General features: G+C 72.1%; 9 protein-coding genes and 1 pseudogene. 8 read left to right on the top strand and 2 right to left on the bottom strand.

The genetic code is table 11. The features are described from left to right. Positions 1-257 precede the first annotated feature (257 nt). Positions 258-563: a hypothetical protein gene (locus RV983_RS07135; RefSeq protein WP_475984939.1), complete on the bottom strand. Its 306-nt coding sequence runs from the start codon at positions 561-563 to the stop codon at positions 258-260. A 199-nt stretch (positions 564-762) separates the two neighbouring features. On the opposite strand from RV983_RS07135, the pseudogene RV983_RS07130 reads away from it, so the two are divergent. From RV983_RS07130 to RV983_RS07120, 3 genes and pseudogenes are all read left to right on the top strand, one after another. Continuing rightward, positions 763-1,957, top strand: a pseudogene (locus RV983_RS07130) (IS3 family transposase). A 47-nt stretch (positions 1,958-2,004) separates the two neighbouring features. Continuing rightward, positions 2,005-2,574, top strand: a complete 570-nt coding sequence (locus tag RV983_RS07125; protein ID WP_475984938.1) for a hypothetical protein — start codon at positions 2,005-2,007, stop codon at positions 2,572-2,574. A 38-nt stretch (positions 2,575-2,612) separates the two neighbouring features. Beyond that, positions 2,613-3,764, top strand: a complete 1,152-nt coding sequence (locus tag RV983_RS07120) for a hypothetical protein (RefSeq protein WP_475984937.1) — start codon at positions 2,613-2,615, stop codon at positions 3,762-3,764. A gap of 73 nt (positions 3,765-3,837) precedes the next feature. Here RV983_RS07120 and RV983_RS07115 read toward each other — a convergent pair whose 3' ends face one another. Further along, positions 3,838-6,054, bottom strand: a complete 2,217-nt coding sequence (locus RV983_RS07115; protein ID WP_475984936.1) for a carbohydrate-binding protein — start codon at positions 6,052-6,054, stop codon at positions 3,838-3,840. 435 nt (positions 6,055-6,489) lie between these two features. On the opposite strand from RV983_RS07115, the gene RV983_RS07110 reads away from it, so the two are divergent. The 5 genes from RV983_RS07110 (at position 6,490) to RV983_RS07090 (ending at position 18,249) form a co-directional block, all read left to right on the top strand. Continuing rightward, positions 6,490-6,855: a CU044_2847 family protein gene (locus RV983_RS07110; RefSeq protein WP_475984935.1), complete on the top strand. Its 366-nt coding sequence runs from the start codon at positions 6,490-6,492 to the stop codon at positions 6,853-6,855. A 43-nt stretch (positions 6,856-6,898) separates the two neighbouring features. After that, the gene (locus RV983_RS07105) at positions 6,899-11,188 is read left to right on the top strand and encodes an nSTAND1 domain-containing NTPase (protein WP_475984934.1); all 4,290 of its coding nucleotides are present in this window, start codon (positions 6,899-6,901) and stop codon (positions 11,186-11,188) included. A gap of 145 nt (positions 11,189-11,333) precedes the next feature. Then, positions 11,334-12,890 carry a TIGR02677 family protein gene (locus tag RV983_RS07100; protein WP_475984933.1) on the top strand — a complete coding sequence of 519 codons (1,557 nt, stop codon included), beginning with the start codon at positions 11,334-11,336 and terminating at the stop codon, positions 12,888-12,890. Continuing rightward, positions 12,887-14,113, top strand: coding sequence for a TIGR02678 family protein (locus RV983_RS07095; protein ID WP_475984932.1), 1,227 nt, complete (start codon positions 12,887-12,889; stop codon positions 14,111-14,113). The genes RV983_RS07100 and RV983_RS07095 overlap by 4 nt, the downstream gene beginning before the upstream one ends. After that, positions 14,110-18,249, top strand: coding sequence for a TIGR02680 family protein (locus RV983_RS07090; protein ID WP_475984931.1), 4,140 nt, complete (start codon positions 14,110-14,112; stop codon positions 18,247-18,249). The genes RV983_RS07095 and RV983_RS07090 overlap by 4 nt, the downstream gene beginning before the upstream one ends. Positions 18,250-18,357: the final 108 nt, after the last annotated feature.

The following is an 18,357-nucleotide window of genomic DNA, read 5'->3' as shown; positions in this document are numbered from 1 at the left end:
CGAAGTACGAACGTCATCCTCGGCCTGCGCAGGGCCCGTAGCGACCGGGGAATCCGCAGGCCGCTATGGGCCCCGTCTGCGTTCGGGCGGGTCGCTATGTGCGGCGCAGCCCCGGCACGCATCGACGGCACTCGCACGGTGGCCACGCGGAAGACTGGAGGGGCTTCAGGTTGTCGCTGCTGTGGAAGCGCAGGCGGCGCCCCCACGTCTGCCCGCCGTCGCGCGATACGCGCATCGTCATCAGCGGAAATTTGCGTCTACTCACCAGCGCCTCCGGATGTCAGACGCATGCCGCGCGATTCGGCGACCCGCAGCGTGTTCGACAGCGCGTCGCAGAGACGTGCCACGACGAAGCGCGATTGGTCCGAGGTCAGCGGCTCAGTGACGGCGAGCATCTGACGAGCAAGGTCGAGCAGGTCTGACGCTGTGGCGAGTTGTTCGCGCTCCATGCGGTCGGCGAGTCGCGCGATCATCCCTTCGGGATTGTCGTCGGGGGTGTACGCGGGCTTCCCATTGGGACCGTCCCACGGCAGCAGGCGCAGGCCGGTCACGGCGTCATTCATGCCGCGCGCTCCGGCACGTAGTCCTGTCCCACGGTTGCCAGTGCGAGAGACCTCCGCCGTTCCCGCTGGGCCTGGCGTTCGCGTGCTTTCTCGAACGCCTCGAGATATCGGGGCACGAGCGGGTGAGCTGCACTGATCTTCGTGAAGTCCCTGAAGTCTGGGTTTGTTACGATCCAGGCGTAAAGGAGAACTACCAGCAGTGCCAGCACCCCGTAAGTACCCCGATGAACTGCGCGAGCGCGCCGTCCGCGAGGTCCGCTCGACCAGTCGTCCCGTCGCGCACGTCGCCCGTGACCTCGGCATCCACAAGGAGGCCTTGCGCTCCTGGGTCCGCCAGGCCGAGGCCGACGCCGGCGAGCGCGACGACCGCCTCACCACCGCCGAACGCGACGAGCTGAAAGAACTCCGCAAGGAGAATGCCGAGTTCAGGCGGGCGAACGAGATCTTGAAGGCCGCCTCGGTGTCTTTTGCCCAGGAGATCGACCGTCCCCGGACGAGGCCGAGCAGGTGATCGACCATCTGCGCGACATGGGCCTCGGGGTCGATCCCGTCTGCCGGGTGCTTGACCTGTCGCCGTCGACCTACTTCGCCCGCAAGACGCGACCGAAGTCGGCCCGCCGCCTGCGCGATGAAGAGTTGATTCCGCTGGTCAGAGCCGTGTGGGAGGAATCTGGTCGCACCTACGGCGCCCGCCGGATCACCCGCGCGCTGGTCCGCTCCGGACGCCAGGTGGCGCGCTGCACGGTCGAGAGCGGCTGATGCGCGAGCTCGGGATCGAGGGCGTCATCCGCGGACAACGGCGTCGCACCACGCTCCCGGAGCCGGCCGCCCCGCGTCCGCCGGACCTGGTCAACCGGCGCTTCACCGCCGAGCGCCCGAACCAGCTATGGCTCGCGGACCTGACCTACATCCGCACGTGGTCGGGCTGGGTCTATGTGGCGTTCGTCCTGGACGCGTACTCCCGCCGGATCGTGGGCTGGCAGGCCGCCACCCACATGCGCACCGACCTGCCACTGGATGCGCTGGAGATGGCGCTGTGGCGCCAGAAGATCAAGAAGGACGCGGGACTGATCCACCAAAGCGACCGCGGGTCGCAATACGTGTCCATTCGCTACACAGAGCGATTGGCCGAGGCCGGCGCCTCGGCGTCGGTCGGGTCCGTCGCGGATAGCTACGACAACCCGATGGCCGAGGCCCTGAACGGCACGTTCAAGGCTGAATTGATCGAGCATCAGGGACCGTGGCGGGACTTCGACCAGGTCGAGCGGGCCCTCGTCCAATGGATCGCGTGGTACAACAGCGAACGACTCCACTCCGCCCTCGGCTACGTCCCGCCCGACGAATACGAACAGGCGTACTGGGCGCAACTAGAGGAAACCCCGCAGACCGCTTGATCACACGATCGCGGACTCCACGAAATTCGGGGCAGCTCATGGCGTTCGTGTTCACCAAGCAGGTCGGTCTCAAGGCCCTGCAGGCACGGATACATGAGGTCGCACGCTTATCCGAGGAGCACTGGCAGGACACGTGGCGTCCTGGCCGCCCGATAGGGAACACCGGAGAGCGGGACGGGTACCGGGACTACGACGGCGCGGTGCCCGTCCTGGCCACCGCACTGGACCGGCTGCAGCAGAACGGCCCGTGCGGGGCGATCTGGTGGCGCTTCGGCCATGGTTCAGCCCAGACACTCACCGATGCCCTGCGCAACGCCGACGACCTGCATGCCTACGGCCGTCGAGACGAACGACGTCGCGCTGTCCAGCGGGCAGCTGAGGAGGAGGAAGCACGTCGGCAGAAGGACGAGTACCGGCAATGGGAGGCCTCGCTGTGGCCTTGCCCGACCTGCGGCGGCGACGTCGACCCTGACGATGCCCCTGGCTTGGCCCGCGGCGATGAATGCCCGCGATGTTGCACGCAGCGGGAGCGCGTGGCGGCCGAGCGAGCCGAAGCGGAGGCGGAGTGGGAGCGCGAGCGGCGCGGCAATGGGCTGTTCGGATGGCTCCGCGGCTGACCCAAGCCTAGGGTGTACGGCCGGTAGGCTGCCAAGTCGTGAGCGAGTACCAGTACTACGAGTTCCTCGCCCTTGACCGGCCGTTGAACGAGGACGAGGTCAGGCAGGTACGGGCGCTGTCCACTCGCGCCGACATCACCGCGACCCGGTTCGTCAACGAGTACCACTGGGGCGACTTCCGCGGCGACACGACGAAGCTGGTCGAGCAGCTCTACGACGCCCATCTGTACTACGCGAACTGGGGCAGCCGTCGCCTCGTCCTGCGTCTGCCCGCCGGGTCGCTCACCGCCAAGAAAGCCACCGCGTACGCGATGGACGATGCGCTCGGCGTCAGGACCCGGTCCGGACACACGCTGCTGGACTTCTCCGTGTCCTCGGAGGACGGCTGCGAGTGGGAATTCGAGACATCCTACACGCTCTCGGCCTTCGTGGGGCTACGCGCCGAACTCGCGGCCGGAGACCTGAGGCCGCTGTACGTGGCGTGGCTCGCGGGTCTCACCGCCTGGGAACTCGCGGAGGACGACGAGGAGAACTACGCCAGCCAGGTCGAACCGCCCCTCCCGGCGGGACTGGCCTCACTCACAGGCCCGCAGCGGGCCCTCGCGGACTTCCTGTCCGTCGACGCGGACCTCCTGGCGGCCGCCGCCGAGAACAGCCGACCCGCCACCGCGGACGTCGTGGACCGCACGGCCCTGGCCGCCTTCATCGCCGGTCTCCCCGCCGCCGACAAGGACGCCCTGCTCGTCGAGGCCGCGCTGGGCCCGGCATCCCCAGGGCCTGAGCTCCTGGCTCGCTATCGGGCGGCCGTCACCGTCCCCGGGCCTCGTGACGAAACCGGCCGGCGCACCGCGGCCGAACTCCTCGACACGGCCTACCGCCGTCGTGCCGACCGCAGGCAACGGGAGCAAAGCGCCCGGGCACGCGCCGCCGCCGAGGCGCAGGAGGCGCGCTTGGACAAGCTCGCCCAGGACACCGAACAGGCGTGGCGTGAGGTCGACGGCCTGATCGCCCAGAAGAAGGCCGGCGCCTATGACGCGGCCGTCGTGATCCTGGGAGACCTGCGCGCCTTAGAGACCCGCACCGGCGGCACCGCGGACTTCGACCGGCGGGCCGGTGAACTGCGGGCCGCGCACCGTGGCAAGTCGTCCCTCATGCAGCGCTTCGACGGGATGGGCATTCCCCGTTCCTGACCGGTCCCCGCGGTGCCCGCCGTCGCTCCCCACCGATTGCCGGGGAGTGACGGCGGGCCGCTGGCAGAGCGCGCTACGACAGGCGGAAGTAGTCGATGTTGAAGCCGCCCGTCTCGCAGAAGAGCCTGACCGTCTGGTCGCCCGCGGCCAGGGTGACCGGTACGTGCACGGACTGGTAGGAGCCCCAGCCGCCCGTGTTCGGGACGGACGCCGTGGCCAGCGTCGTGCCACCGGCGTCGCGGAGGGACAGCGCGTCCGTGACCGCCGCGCCGCCGCCCGTGGCGACGCGCAGTTCCAGGTCGTACGTGCCGGCCTTCGGGACGTCGACCGCGTAGTCCAGCCAGTTGCCGGCGGCGGTCCAGCCCACGTTCGCGCCGCCGCTGGCCGCGGGGTTGCTCTCGATGAAGTTGGCCCCGCCCGCCGTCCAGCCGTGCTGGGCGGCGTACGACTCCGCTTCCACCCGCACTCCGACCGGCGCGCTGTGCGGGCGCACCGTCACGTGCAGGGTCACCTGTGCGTGCGCGGCGCCGTCGGTGACGACCACCGTCACGTCGTTCTCGCCGGCCGCCGTCGGCTTGAGCGTCACCACTCCCGTGGCGGGGTCGAGGGTGACGCCGTCCGGGAGGTCGGTCGCGTAGAAGGCGAGCCGGTCACCGTCGCGGTCGGTCGCCTTGAGCGGCACCTGCACCGTGCTGTACTGGTCGGCCACCACGTCGGGCACGGCGGCGACCACGGGCGCCCGGTTGTGCCTGTCCCGGGGGATGCGCTGCTGCCAGCGGTAGGTGGCGTAGGAGTTCGCCGGGACCTTCACCACGAAGGACTTGCCGGCGAGCACCACCCGCACCGTGGTGTCGGTGCTGTTGGCGTTGCCGAGGACCGCGACGAACCTGTCGGCGCCGTGCCGGTAGACGACGTTGCTCACGCCGCCCGCCGTGGTGCTGGACTCCAGCCGTACGTCGCCGGGCGTGAGGTACTTCGCGAACTGCCCCATGGTGTAGAGCTCGTCGCGGACGGAGTAGTCCTTGGTCGTGGTGTTCACCTTGACCAGGCGGTCGGGCCACTTGGTGGTCGCGGCGACCTCGTCCCAGTCGATGTTGTTGTCCCGTGCGGGCGTCCAGTGGAGCGTGCCGCCGTCCTGGTCGGTGGTCTGCGCCCACATGACGTAGGAGCTCGCGTCGAGGCGGAAGTAGTTCAGGATGGTGGACGCGGACAGGTCGCTGGTCTCGGTCATGTGGACCGGCTTGCCCGTCTGCTCGAACGCGTCGCGCATGACCTTAGGGTCGCCCCAGTAGGGGTGGAAGGCCACGGCGTCGGTCGCGTTCAGGACCTGCTGGCCGGTCACGGAGCCGTCCGGGGCGTCGTTGAAGATGCGGTAGTAGTTCTTCGTCGCCGTGCTGTTCGGGTCGCGCCAGTCCCAGAAGTTGAAGTCGTGGACGTACAGGCCGGTGTTCAGGTCGGCCCTGTGCAGGGCCTTCTTGATGGCGATGGCGAGCTTCTGCTGCTGGGCGACGCTGATGTCCATGGCCGGGTAGACCACGTCCATGCCGGGCTCGTTCAGCAGGGTCAGGGCGTCGACGGGGATGCCGTGCTTGGCGTACGCCTGCACGAACTTGACGTAATAGCGGGCGAAGACGTCGATGCAGTCGTCCCGGAGCTTGCCGACCTGGTAGTAGTCCGTCGTGCTGCCGGGCTTGAGCGCGACCTCGCCCGTGAACTGGTTGTTGGTCTTCATCCACGCCGGGGCGCTCCACGCGGACCCGAAGAAGGTGGCCTTCGGGTTGTAGCGCTGGATCAGCTTGATGGTGTCGATGATGTGCAGGTCGATGTCGCGCTGGATGGAGAAGTGCTTCAGCTGGAAGTCGTCGGTGACCCCGGCGGGCAGGTCGTCCTCCGACCAGAAGGGCAGGTGCTCGATGAGGTCGGGGCTGCCGATCGTGAGGCGGAACCGGTTCAGGCCCGCCCCGGTCTTCGGGTCGACGAGCAGCCGGACGGCCTCCTCACGCTTGGCGGGGGTGAGCTTCCACAGATTGGACACGCTCGTCTCGTCCAGGGAGAACCCGATGCCCGAGTACTTCTGGCGGGTGGTGCTCGGGTCGACGACGACGGTCGCGTCGGTGGGGGTTCCCGGGCTCACGCGCGGCAGCGGCTGCCACGCGTGGGCGGCGTCCGTGGAGTAAGTGCCCGTTACGGAGGGGCCGTGGTGCGGTACGGCGGCCGGGGCCGCCGACTCCGTGCCGACGAGAACGACCAGGGTGAGAGCTGCGGCTGCCCCGATGAGGGAACGTCTCACGATGTCCTTCCTTTCTGCTGGGATGCGCGGGTCGTACGCGGTCCCGGTCCCACGGACAGCCGGTGCCCGGCCACTGGCGGTGGCTCAGGCGGACGTGTCCTGGGGATCCCGTGCAACCCGCTGCTGACAGGGGTTCGTTCGGACGGTGACGTCGCGCCCCCCTGCTGGGGGCCGGGCGGCGTACGGGGAAGCGCTCCTTCCTCCGGACGCGAGCAGATCGAAACAGCTTGTCGATGTTCTGTCAAGACATGAATTAAGGCGTGAGGAAAGTGGCCGCGTGCTCGGCCGGTGGGATTTCGGAGGTGTGCCCGCGGGGGTACGGGGTGCGAGTGCGGTGGCGTCCGTCTCCCATGCGATGCTCAACCCGCAGTGAGAAAAGGGTGGTTGAGACTCCCCACGATCACCGCGTTCTGCCCCGGAGCGAAGGAGAACCCCATGACCGAACGGTCCGTGCATACCGTCGAAGTGCCGTTGGGCGATGGCACCGACGACGTGGTGCGGGTCCAGGTCCGCGAGGTGGACGAGCGCCTCGTCCGGGTCGGCCGCGGCAGCCGGGCCGTGCCGCGGGCGGAACAGACCCTCGGGCAGATGCTGGACACCGTGCGGCCCGTGGCGGACAGCTTCGTCGGGCGCTTCCGCGGGATGGTGAACGCCCCGGACGAGGTGACCCTCGAATTCGGTGTCTCCATCTCCGCCGAGGCGGACGTCGTGATCGCCAGCACTGCCACAGCGGCCAACTTCGCGGTCACGCTGACCTGGAACAGAGGTGACCGCACGGACAGCAACAGCGATACTCCGTAGGGGAGTTGTGCTCATCGGGAGCCACGGGGACGCGGAGGCCACAGTGACGGCTGCGGTAACGGGGACGGGCACTGGATCACGCAGCCCCGAAGAGGCACTGGCCGCAGCCGTGGTCCGCGTCAAGGGCCCCGACGGCGAACTCGCCGGCGCCGGCTTCCTCATCGCCCCCGACCTTGTCCTGACCTGCGCCCATGTCGTGAACGACGCCCTCGACCGGCCCCGCGAGGACGACGTGGCCACAGGCACCGAGGTCCTCGTAGACCTGCCCTTCGCCGCCCAGGGCGGCGGCGCGGCGCAGGTCGAGCGCTGGGTGCCGGTACGGGAGGACCAGACCGGCGACATCGCGGTCCTCCGCCTGCGCGCGCCGATACCCGGGTCCCACCCGCTGAACATGGCCGACACCCAGCAGGTGTGGGGCCACGACGTACGCGTGCCGGGCTTCCCGTACCGCTCCCCGGGCGGCGTCTGGCACTACGGGCGGCTGCGCGGCGCCACCGCCGAGGGCTGGGTGCAGCTGTCGCAGGCGGATCCGCACGGCGTGCCCGTCGAGGAGGGGTTCAGCGGCAGCCCGGTCTGGGACGAGCAACTGCGCGCCGTCGCCGGGATGGTCGTCGTGATCCAGCCCGGCGGGGTCCAGCAGAGTTTTCTGATGCCCACCCGCACACTCGTCGCCGAACTGCCCGAACTGGCAGCGGTGGTCCGCCCCGCCTCGCCCTTCCGCGGTCTGTCGACCTTCCAAGAGGGCGACGCGGAAGTCTACTTCGGGCGCCGGGGCGACGTCGCCGACGTCACCGCCCTGGTCGCCGGCCCGCACCCGAGCGTCACCCTCGTCGGCCCCTCCGGCTGCGGCAAGTCCTCGCTCGCCCGCGCGGGCGTGGTGCCGCGGATGCGAGAGCGGGGTCATGTCGTGCTGATGGTGCGCCCCGGTGAGGGCGCCACACTGCGGGCGGCGCTCGCCTCGGAGCTCGTCACAGCCGTACGTCCGGGACTGCGCGGAGCCGCAAGAGCGCACGAGGTGCGGCAACTGGAGGAACTCCTCGCGGAGCGCGGCCTCGCGGACGCCCTGCGCATGACCAGCGGCGAGTCGGAGCAGCCGCTGCTCGTCGTACTCGACCAAGGCGAGGAACTGCTCGCCGGGCCGGACGCCGAGATCGAGGAGGCCGTCCGTCTGCTCTTTCCCGAGCACCGTCCCGACGGACTGCGCGTGCTGGTCACCCTCAGGTCGGACTTCACGGACGCGGCCCTCAGCCACCCGCTGCTCGGCCCGGCACTCGGCCGCGGGCAAGTGCGGCTGCTCGCCCCCATGTCCCGCCCTCAGCTGGAGCAGGTGATCCGCAATCCCCTGGAGCTGACACCCGCCGTGACGTACGACGACGGGCTCGTCGAGCGGATGCTGGACGACGCGGGGGACGGCCCCGGCGCGCTGCCCCTGCTGGGCTTCGTCATGGCACAGCTGTGGGACGGGCAGATCGGGGGACGGCTGCGCTTCGACACCTACCGTGAAGTGGGCGGCGTCCAGGGTGCGCTGGGGCTGTACGCCGAGACTGCCTGGCGAAGCTGCGTCGGCGAGGCCGACGAGGCCGAGGCCATGCGGCTGCTCACCGATCTCGTCCGGTTCCTGCCGGGCGGCGACATCCCGATGCGCAGTGCCCTGAGACAGGAGGACGCGGGGGAGGGGCAGTGGCGGATCGCGACCGCGCTCGCCGAACGGCGGCTGCTCGTGCTGCGCGGTGGTGGCGGGGAACCCGTGACGGCCGAACTCGCCCACGAAGCACTGATCAGCGCCTGGAAGCGGCTCGAGGAGCGCGTGCGCCAGGACCGCGCGTTCCTGGCCTGGCGGGCGGAGCTGCGGCACGACGTGGAGCGCGGGCAGCTTCTGGAGGGCGAGTCGCTCGCGGAGGCGGAGCAGTGGATGACGCTGCGGGGTCCCGCACTGACCGATGCGGAGCGGCAGTTCATCGACCGCTCGGTCGCCGGGCGGGTGGCGCAGGAGGAGCGCGCACGGCGGCGGGTGCGGCAGCGGCGGTGGGTCATCGGCGTACTCGCCGTCCTGACGGCGCTCGCGGTGGCCGCCTCCGGGCTCTTCGTGTGGCGCAACGCGGAACTCGACGGGCAACTGCGGAAGGCGGCGTCGAAGCAACTGGCGGTACGTGCCGAGCAGCTCGACGACGTTTCCGTGGAGACATCCGCGCTGTTCTCGGCGGCGGCGTACCGGACGGCTCAGGAGCCCGAGGCACGCACCGCGCTGATCAAGCAGTATCTGCGGCTGCGCCATGTGGAGCGGGTGGTGTGGGACAACCACGCCCCGGTCCGAGATGTCGCGATGAGCGAGGACGGCAAGCGGATCAATGTGGGCATGACCTCCGGCGACGCCGTCGGTCTGACCCTCGGCACGGACAAGGTGGACGAGAGCGGCCTGCCGACGGCATCGAGGATCGTCGCGCTCTCGCCCGACGGGCGTATCTCCGCGCGGGCGTCCGTCAACGGGAAGGTGTCCCTGGGAATCGCCCCGCAGGGCGGCGGCGACTGGCGCACGGTGGTCCTGCGGGACGGCGACGCCGTACGGGCCAACGCCCGCGCCGCCGTCGACCTCCGCTTCGACGGCACCGGGCGCAGAGTGCTCGCCGCGCTGCCCGGCGAAGGGGTCCTGGCCTGGGAGTCCGCGAGCGGCCGGCGCGTCGGCAAGACGCTGCGCGCGCCCAAGGGCTGGGAGACGGCCGAGGCGTGGTTCGGCCCGGACGGAACCGTGATCGGCCGGATCACCCAGGAGGGCGCGGCCGAAGGGGCCCAGGGCCGCCTGGTCCGCTGGAACCTCGCCGACGGCCGACGGGACTCGGCGACCTGGGGTACGGACCTGACCGGCGCCGTCACGGTCAGCGGCGACGGCCGGACACTGGTGCGGTGCACTCCGGAAGGGCTTCTGCAGTCCTGGGACCTGACCGGCAGGCCGAAAGTGCGCATTCAGTACAGCACACGGCAACTGGGCCTGGTGTGCCCGCTGTACGTGCCGCGCCTGGACAGCTCGGGCCGCTTCCTCCTCAACCCGGTGCAGCGCTTCGGTGCCACGCTCGGCAGGTTCCGGTTCCTGGTCTTCGACCTTGCCGAGGGGCGCCCCGGCACCCTTGACCTGCCCGCGCCCGCACAGGAGGACGCGTCGTTCACCGGCGAGTCGCAGCTGCCCGCCGTTGCGCTCACCGGACCGCCTGACGAACTCCGGGCGGCGGTGGGCATCGGGGCGACGGTGATGGTGGCGCGTGTTCCGCAGCCGTCCACGTTCGACACCACCATGCTCACCGCCCGGATCCGGACCGTCGACGCCGACCACGACCGCGTCATCAGCGTCGACTCCGACGGCAACGGGCTGCGCCTGTGGGACCTGCGTACCCACAGGATGCTGGCGGCGGTGCGGCCGTCCCGTCCGCTGGCCGCCCTGTACGGCGCGTTCAGCCCGGACGGCACACGGGTCCTCACGCCGGCGGCGGACGGCCGCACCGTCCTGGTCTGGGAGGTGGGCGGCAGCACGCTGAGGGAGCTGGACCGGATCGATCTGCCGCGACCGCCCGGCATCGACCCCACGCGCCCGGACCCGCGCTCCGGGCGCACCCCGGCATGGGTCGACATCACCTTCGACGGCCCGGACCACGTGGTGATCTCGGCGCTGTCGTACGTCGTGCGATGGGACCTGGCGCGGGGCCGGGAAGTGGGCACCGCCTACCGGCCCAGGACCCAGGAACCGGTCGAGGTGTCGATCGCGGCCGCCGGTACCTGGGCGGTGGCACGCCCGGGGCACGGCCAGGCGGCAGTGCGCGCGGCCGCCGAGGGGGCCGACATCGTGATCTGGGACTTCGAAGAGGGCCGAGCGGTCGAATCGATCGACGTCGGGGGGTACGGCGGCGTCAAGCAACTGGGCTTCGACCCGACAGGACGGCTGCTCGCGGTGCTGACCTACGACGGCGCCGTGCGGGTCTGGGACATGGACAAGGCAGGCAAGGACAAGTGGTCCGAACCGCTGGCGTACCGGGGCGTCCAGTGGCTGAGCGCCTTCGCCTCGGAGTCCACCCTGAGCACCCAGAGCACGCAGAACGAGTACACCGCCTGGGATGTCGGCGGCGGCACCGAGCGCTACCACTTCACGCCGGGGTACGGAGCGACCGCCGACCTGACGGAGGACGGCGCGTCGATGGGCGTGGTCGACGGCTCCGACGGTTACCTCCTCGCGCTCGATCCGCAGCGATGGCTGGAGAAGGTGTGCGCGGTGGCGGGGCGCGGCCTGTCGGCGGGGGAGAAGGCCCTGACGCCACCGGGCAGCAGGACGGACCACGTCTGCGGCTGAGCCGGTACGGCAGGGGGCCGCCGGACGGTGGCCGGCGGCCCCCCTGCCGTACCGGTTTGTCTAAAAGGGGCCGGGCCGGTCCGGAGTCGATCATTCCTGGTCAGGACTCGTGCGTAACGGTGTCCGTCGGACACAATGACCTGCGATGACCCATTCGCCACCGCTCCAGCAACGACCCGCCCCCGCATACGGCCCGTTCGCGCACCTCAGCACCCCCACAGCCGCCCTCTACCGGCAGATCATGCGCGTGTTCCTGCAGGCCAAAGAGCGGTACGCGGTCCACCTGCGGCCCGAGGACGTGCACGCGTCGCTGCCGCCCGACGTGCGGCCCGCCGAGGCGGAGACCGTGGCGAAGGCGCTGGACAATCTGAGCCAGCCGGCATGGGGCAATCTGCGGGCCGACCCCGACACCGCGCGCGTCACCGCGGTCGAGGACTTCTACCGCAAGCGGTACGTGTACCAGCTCACCCAGCCCGGCGAGGCCGCCGAGGAGGCGCTCGCCGCGTACGACCAGGCGCTCGGGCGGCGCGGCTCGCTGCAGGCCGTGGCCCTGCACGACATCGTCACCCAGCTGCGGGCCCTGCTCGTGCTCGCCGCCGAGGAGGTCCCCGACCCCGCCAAGACGCACCTCGCGCTGGACGGGCTGGGCAGCCGCTTCGCCGCGCTCGCCGACAACGCCCGCGCCTTCATGGGCTCGCTGCAGCGCACCATCGACCTGCACGACGTCTCCGAGGAGGCGTTCCTCGCCTACAAGGACCAGCTCATCCAGTACCTGGAGCGGTTCATCCAGGACCTGATCACCCTCGGCAGCCGCATCGCCCAGCTCATCCTGGAGTTGGAAGACCGCATCGAACCGCTCCTGGCGACCGCCGCCGCCCGCGAGGCCGCCGACGCCTCCCCGGAGTCCGCCGAGAGCGCGCAGCGGGAGGCGTACGAGCGGTGGGCGGCACGGTGGGCCGGGCTCGGCGCCTGGTTCATCAGCCGGGACGGACGCGAGTCGCAGGCCCGGCTGCTGCGCGGGCGGGCCCTCGGGGCGATCCCCCAGCTACTGGCCGTCGTACGAGCGCTCAACGAACGCCGCGCCGGACGCTCCGACCGCTCCGCGGACTTCCGCACCCTCGCCCGCTGGTTCGCCGAGGCCCCCGACGACGACGCCCGGCACCGGCTGTGGCGCGCCGCCTTCGGCCTCTACCCCGCCCGCCACCTCACCGTCGACGCCGACACCCTCGCCGCCCGCACCGCACGGCCGGAGCCGGCAGCCACCCCCTGGGCCGAGTCCGAGCCGCTGCGCATCAGCCCCCAACTGCGCCGCACCGGCAGCTACGAGCGCCGCGGCAAGCCCCGCAAGGTCGAGGACCGGTCGCAGGCGCGGAGCCGCCTGGCGGAGATCGCGGCCAAGCAGGCCGCCGAGACAGCAGCGGCCCGCGCCCGCCTCACCACCGACGGCACCACCCGGCTCTCCGCGCTCGGCGAACTCGACCCGCTCGCCTTCGGCCTCTTCCTCCAACTGCTCGGCGACGCGCTCGCCACCTGGCGGCCCGGCATGACCCGCACCGTCGCGACCAGCAACGACGGTTCGATGGAGATCCGCCTCAGCGCCCTCGGCGACGGGACGACGGCCGAGATCCGCACCCCCGGCGGGGTCTTCCGGGGCCCGGACCACCTGGTCCAGATCACCGGCCTCACCCAGGAGGCGCCGTGAGCACCCCCCTCGCCGAGGTCCTGGACGGGCAGCGCGCCGCCGACCTGCGCAAAGCCGCCCGCGCCCTGCTGGCCCAGCCGCTGCTCCTCGCCCGCGGACGGCACGCCGACGCCTTCCGGCTGGTCCGGCAGAACGCGCCGGAGCTGCGGGAATGGTTCGACCGGAACACCGGCTGGGCCCTCGTCGTCGATGCCGACGCCGCCCGGCTGCGCAAAGCGCCCGGCACCCTGACCGACGCCACCCACCCCGCACGTGAGGCGAGTCGGGCCGGCGCCCCTTTCACCCGCCGCCGCTACGTCCTGCTGTGCCTGGCGCTCGCCGCGCTGGAGCGTGGCGAGAAGCAGATCGCGCTCGGACGCCTCGCGGAACAGGTCGTCCTGGACGCCGCCGACCCCCAGCTGATCGCCGCCGGCATCGAGTTCACCCTCGATCGCCGCGACGAGCGCCTCGACCTTGCCGCCGTCGTACGGCTGCTGCTGGCCATCGGCGTGCTGCGCCGGGTCGCGGGCGACGAGGACGCGTACGTCAGCGGGGCGGGCGACGTGCTCTACGACGTCGAGCGCCGCGTGCTCGCCGGGCTGCTCGCCACCCGCCACGGCCCGTCCCTCATCCAGGCCGAGGGGTTCGAGGAGCGGCTCACCGCCCTGACCGCCGAGACCGCGCTCGACAGCGACGAACTGCGCTTCCGCGCCCTGCGCCGCACCCTCACCCGCCGTCTCCTGGACGACCCCGTCCTCTACTACGACACCCTCACCGACACCGAACTCGCCTACCTCACCCGCCAGCGCGGCTTCCTCACCGCCCGCATCACCGAGCTGACCGGCCTGGTGCCCGAGGTCCGCGCCGAAGGGATCGCCATGGTCGACCCGGACGACGACCTCACCGACGTACGCATGCCGGAACAGGGCACGCACGGGCACGTCACCCTGCTCCTCGCCGAACACCTCGCCGCCCGTCAGGGACCGGCCACCACCGAGGAGCTGAAGCGCAAGGTGCGCGAACTCGCCGCCGAGCACGGCGGTTTCTGGGCGAAGACCGCCCGCGAACCGGGCGCCGAGGGCGAGCTCGTCGAGCAGGCCGTCACCAAACTCACCGCCCTGTCCCTCGCCGTCCGCACCCCGGACGGGGTCGCGCCCCGCCCGGCCCTCGCCCGGTACGCCGTCGGCGAGACCGTCGTGCTCGAACCGGGAAAGACCGCCCAGCCAAGGACCACGCAGCGATGACCGACCTGCCCGCCCCCCGCCACCCGTCCTCGTCCGACCCCGCCGCAGGGCCGCTCCTGCCCCGGCCCGGCCGCACCCGCTGGCAGCCGCTGCGGACCGGACTGGTGGACCTCTTCCTCTACGACACCGAGGAGTTCCACTTCAAGGACGGCCGCCTGCTGCTGCGCGGCAACAACGGCACCGGCAAGTCCAAGGTCCTCGCCCTCACCCTGCCCTTCCTCCTCGACGGCGACCTGTCCGCACGCCGCGTCGAACCCGACGCCGACCCCGGCAAGCGCATGGAGTGGAACCTGCTGCTCGGCGGCGAACACCCGCATCCCGAACGCCTCGGCTACACCTGGATCGAGTTCGGCAGGCGCGACGACACCACCGGCGAGGAGCACTTCCGCACCCTCGCCTGCGGCCTCAAGGCCGTCTCCGGGCGCGGCATCGTCCGCCACTGGTTCGTCGTCACCGACCAGCGCGTCGGGCAGGACCTCGGTTTCCTCGACGCGACGGGGACCCCGCTGTCCCGGGACCGGATCGCCGAGGCCGTCACCGGCCACGGCATGGTCTACGACCAGGCCGGCGCGTACCGCAGGGCCGTGGACGAGGCGCTGTTCGGGCTCGGCGAACAGCGGTACGCCGCCCTGGTGGACCTCCTCATCCAGCTGCGCCAGCCACAGCTGTCCAAGCGCCCCAACGAGGCCGCCCTGTCCAGGGCACTGACCGAGGCCCTGCCCCCGATGGACCAGGCCGTCATCGCCGACGTGGCGGAGGCGTTCCGCTCCCTGGACGAGGAAAAGGAGGAACTGCGCGCCGCCGCCGAAGCCGAGAAGGCCGCCTCGGCCTTCCTCGACCACTACCGCCGCTACGCCCGCATCGCCTCCCGCCGCCGTGCCCGGCTGCCGCGCGCCGAGCACGCGAAGTACGAATCCCTGCAACGCGAGTTGTCGGACGCGCGGGCCGACAGGAGCCGCGCGGAAGAAGAGCGCGGCGAGGCGGAGCAGCGCCTCGCCGCCCTCGAAGAAGCCGAAGCCCGCCTCAAGGCCCAGGACGCGGCCCTGCGCGAGGGCCCCGAGATGCGCAGCGCCCGCGAACTGGAGCAGGCCGCCCAGCACGCCCGGCGCACCGCCGACGCCCGCGACCGCGCCGAGGCCGACCGCGGGCAGGCCGAGCAGATGCACGCCCGTGCGCTGGCGCGGCTGTCCACCGCTGGAAACCGGCTCACCTCGGCCGACGACCAGGCCGGACAGGCACTCGCCCGGGTCGGCCAGGTCGCCGCGGACGCCCATGTGGAACTGCCCCCGGAAAGGGAACCCGCCCGCGACGCCGTCGAAGCCGCGGCGGACCGCAGGCGGCGCACCCTCGACCACGTGCAGCAACTGGCCGACGAAACCGACCGCGCCGCATCCGACAAGCTGGCCGCCTCCCGCCGCCTCGACGAGGCCGAGTCCGACCTCGCCCACGCCCAGGAGGAACACGGCCGCGCCCACGAGACCGTCCGGGCCGCGGGCCGGGAACTGCTCGCAGCCGTACGGGAACACGCCGCCGGTTGCGTGCAGTTGGCGTACCCCGATCCGGTGGGTCTCCTGGAGGAGCTCCAGGAATGGACGCAGCACCTGAACGGGCCCAACCCGGCGCGGGAGGCGGCGGTACGGGCCCACCGCACACGCTCCGGCGAACTGGCCGACCGTGCAGCGGAAGCGACGCAGCGCCAGGATGAACTGGACGGCAGGCGCCGGGCGGCCGAGGCGGAACTCGGCGTCCTGGAATCCGGTGGCCAGCGCGGCCCCCGGCCCCCGTACACCCGCACCCCCGGCGTACGGGAACGAACAGCCGGCGCACCGCTGTGGCGCCTGGTGGACTTCCGCGAACCGGTCCCGGACGACGACCGCGCGGGGATCGAAGCCGCTCTGGAAGCGTCCGGTCTGCTGGACGCCTGGGTACGCCCGGACGGCACGGCCCTGGACGCGGACGGCGACGACATCCTGCTCGACCCGCTGAGCGGCCCCGTCCCCCCGGGCTCACTCGCCGACGTACTGCGGCCGGCCGTGGACGGAGGCGACGCGGGCGCCACCGCCGTGGGGGAGCAGGCGGTGGCCCGGCTGCTGGCAGCCGTCGGGTACGGGCCCCGCGGCACCGCCCCGGACACCGACACCTGGATCCACTCCGACGGCCGTTTCCGGGTCGGCGCGCTCACCGGCCGCTGGGCGAAGCCCGCCGCCGAGTACATCGGCGAAGGGGCGCGCGAGGAGGCCAGGCGCGCCAGGATCGCCGTACTGCGAGCCGAACTCGCCGCCCTGGCCACCGAGGCGGCGGCGATCACCACCGAGGCGCAGGCCGTGGCGGCCCGCCGCCGCACGCTCGACGCCGAGCTGGCCGCCGCACCCGACGACGCCCCGCTGCGGCAGGCCCACGCCCGGCTGGACGCGGCCGCCCAGCAGACCGGCAGGGCCGCGCGACGCAGGGACGAGCGGGCCGCCGACCTCACCGAGACGGCGCAGCGGGCCGAACGGGCCGCCGGCGAACTCAGCCGGACCGCGGCCGATCTCGGCCTGCCCGCCGACCGCCCCGGACTCACCGCCGTACGCCAGGCCCTGGCCGCGCTCGACGTCGCCCTGGCCGCCCTCTGGCCCGCCCTGCGCGAACGCACCGAGGCCGCCCGCACCGTCGAGACCGAACGCGGCGACGCCGAGCAGGCCGGCGAGCGCGCCGCCGAACTCGCCCTGCGCGCCGAGGAGGCCGGGCACGACGCGGCGGCGGCAGACGAGCGCCACACCACCTTGCGCTCCACCGTCGGAGCGGCCGTCGCCGAGCTGGAGCGCCGCCTCGCCGGGACCGCCGCCGCCCTCACCCAGAACGCCGCAGGCCGCAAGGGCACGCAGCAGGCCCACACCGCGGCCGTCGAGCGCGTGGGCAAGGCGGGAGGACGCATCGAGCAACTGGAGCGCGACATCGCCGAGTCCGTCGCAGCCCGTACCACGGCGATCGCGGCACTCCAGCGGTTCGCAGGCACCGGGCTGCTCTTTGTGGCGCTACCCGGCACCGAAGTGCCCCCGTCCGACAGCGGGCCGTGGAGCGCCACCGCCGCCATCGGGCTCGCCCGTGCCGTCGAGTCGGAACTCGCGGCGACCGACGACTCCGAGGCAGCCTGGGAGCGCGTACAGAAACGGCTCGGCGAGGAACTGAAAACTCTCCAGGACGCCCTGTCCCGGCACGGCCACTCCGCGGCCGCCCGCATGGTCGAGGACGGAATCGTCGTCGACATCGTCTACCAGGGCCGCGCCCGCGCCGTGCCCGAACTGTCCGAGGCCCTCGCGGCCGAGGTCGGCGAGCTGACCCGCATCCTGTCCGCCCGCGAGCGCGAGATCCTGGAGACCCACCTCATCACCGAGGTCGCCGGCACCCTCCAGGAACTGATCGGCACGGCCGAACGCCAGGTCGCCGCCATGAACGACGAACTGGAGCAGCGGCCCACCTCCACCGGGATGAAGCTGCGCCTGGTGTGGCGCCCCTCCCGCAAGGCTCCCGCCGGACTCGACCAGGCCCGCGCCCGGCTGCGCCAGTCGGCCGACGCGTGGACCCCCGAGGACCGGGCCGCGGTCGGCGAGTTCCTCCAGGCGCAGATCATCGCGCGGCAGAGCGAGGACACCTCCGGCAGCTGGCTGGAGCACCTGACCGCCGCCCTGGACTACCGCTCCTGGCACGAGTTCGGCATCGAACGCCACCAGCACGGCCGCTGGGTCCCGGCCACCGGCCCCGCCTCCGGCGGCGAGCGCGTCCTCGCCGTGAGCGTGCCGCTGTTCGCCGCCGCCTCCTCCCACTACGCCACCGCCGGCAACCCGCACGCACCGCGCCTGGTCACCCTCGACGAGGCGTTCGCCGGCGTCGACGACGACTCCCGAGCCAAGTGCCTCGGACTGCTGCACGCCTTCGACCTGGACGTCGTGATGACCAGCGAACGCGAGTGGGCCTGCTACCCGCAGGTGCCCGGCATCGCCATCGCCCAGCTCTCCCGCATCGACGAACTCGCCGCGGTGCTCGTCACCCGCTGGGAATGGGACGGCGCGACGCGGACGCGTGCGGAGGACCCGGCGGTCGCGACCGCCGTGACCGGCGCCGGTGACCCGGTGGGGGAACGGCTGTGGACGTGACGCCGGACGCCGACCGCGGAAGTCTCGCCGATGGGGCACCCGGCATGCCCTCAAGCGGTCCCAGCCGGTCAGCGGAGGTGCCCGAGGGATCGCAGGCGGCGCCGTCCC

The organism is Streptomyces sp. RLA123 (assembly GCF_056270165.1).
This window is presented reverse-complemented; position numbering and strand designations above follow the sequence as displayed.

Coding starts and splice junctions, on each gene's coding strand:
- RV983_RS07090 (WP_475984931.1), top strand. CDS start 14,110: ATGACCGACCTGCCCGCCCCCCGCCACCCGTCCTCGTCCGACCCCGCC.
- RV983_RS07100 (WP_475984933.1), top strand. CDS start 11,334: ATGACCCATTCGCCACCGCTCCAGCAACGACCCGCCCCCGCATACGGC.
- RV983_RS07110 (WP_475984935.1), top strand. CDS start 6,490: ATGACCGAACGGTCCGTGCATACCGTCGAAGTGCCGTTGGGCGATGGC.
- RV983_RS07135 (WP_475984939.1), bottom strand. CDS start 563: ATGAATGACGCCGTGACCGGCCTGCGCCTGCTGCCGTGGGACGGTCCC.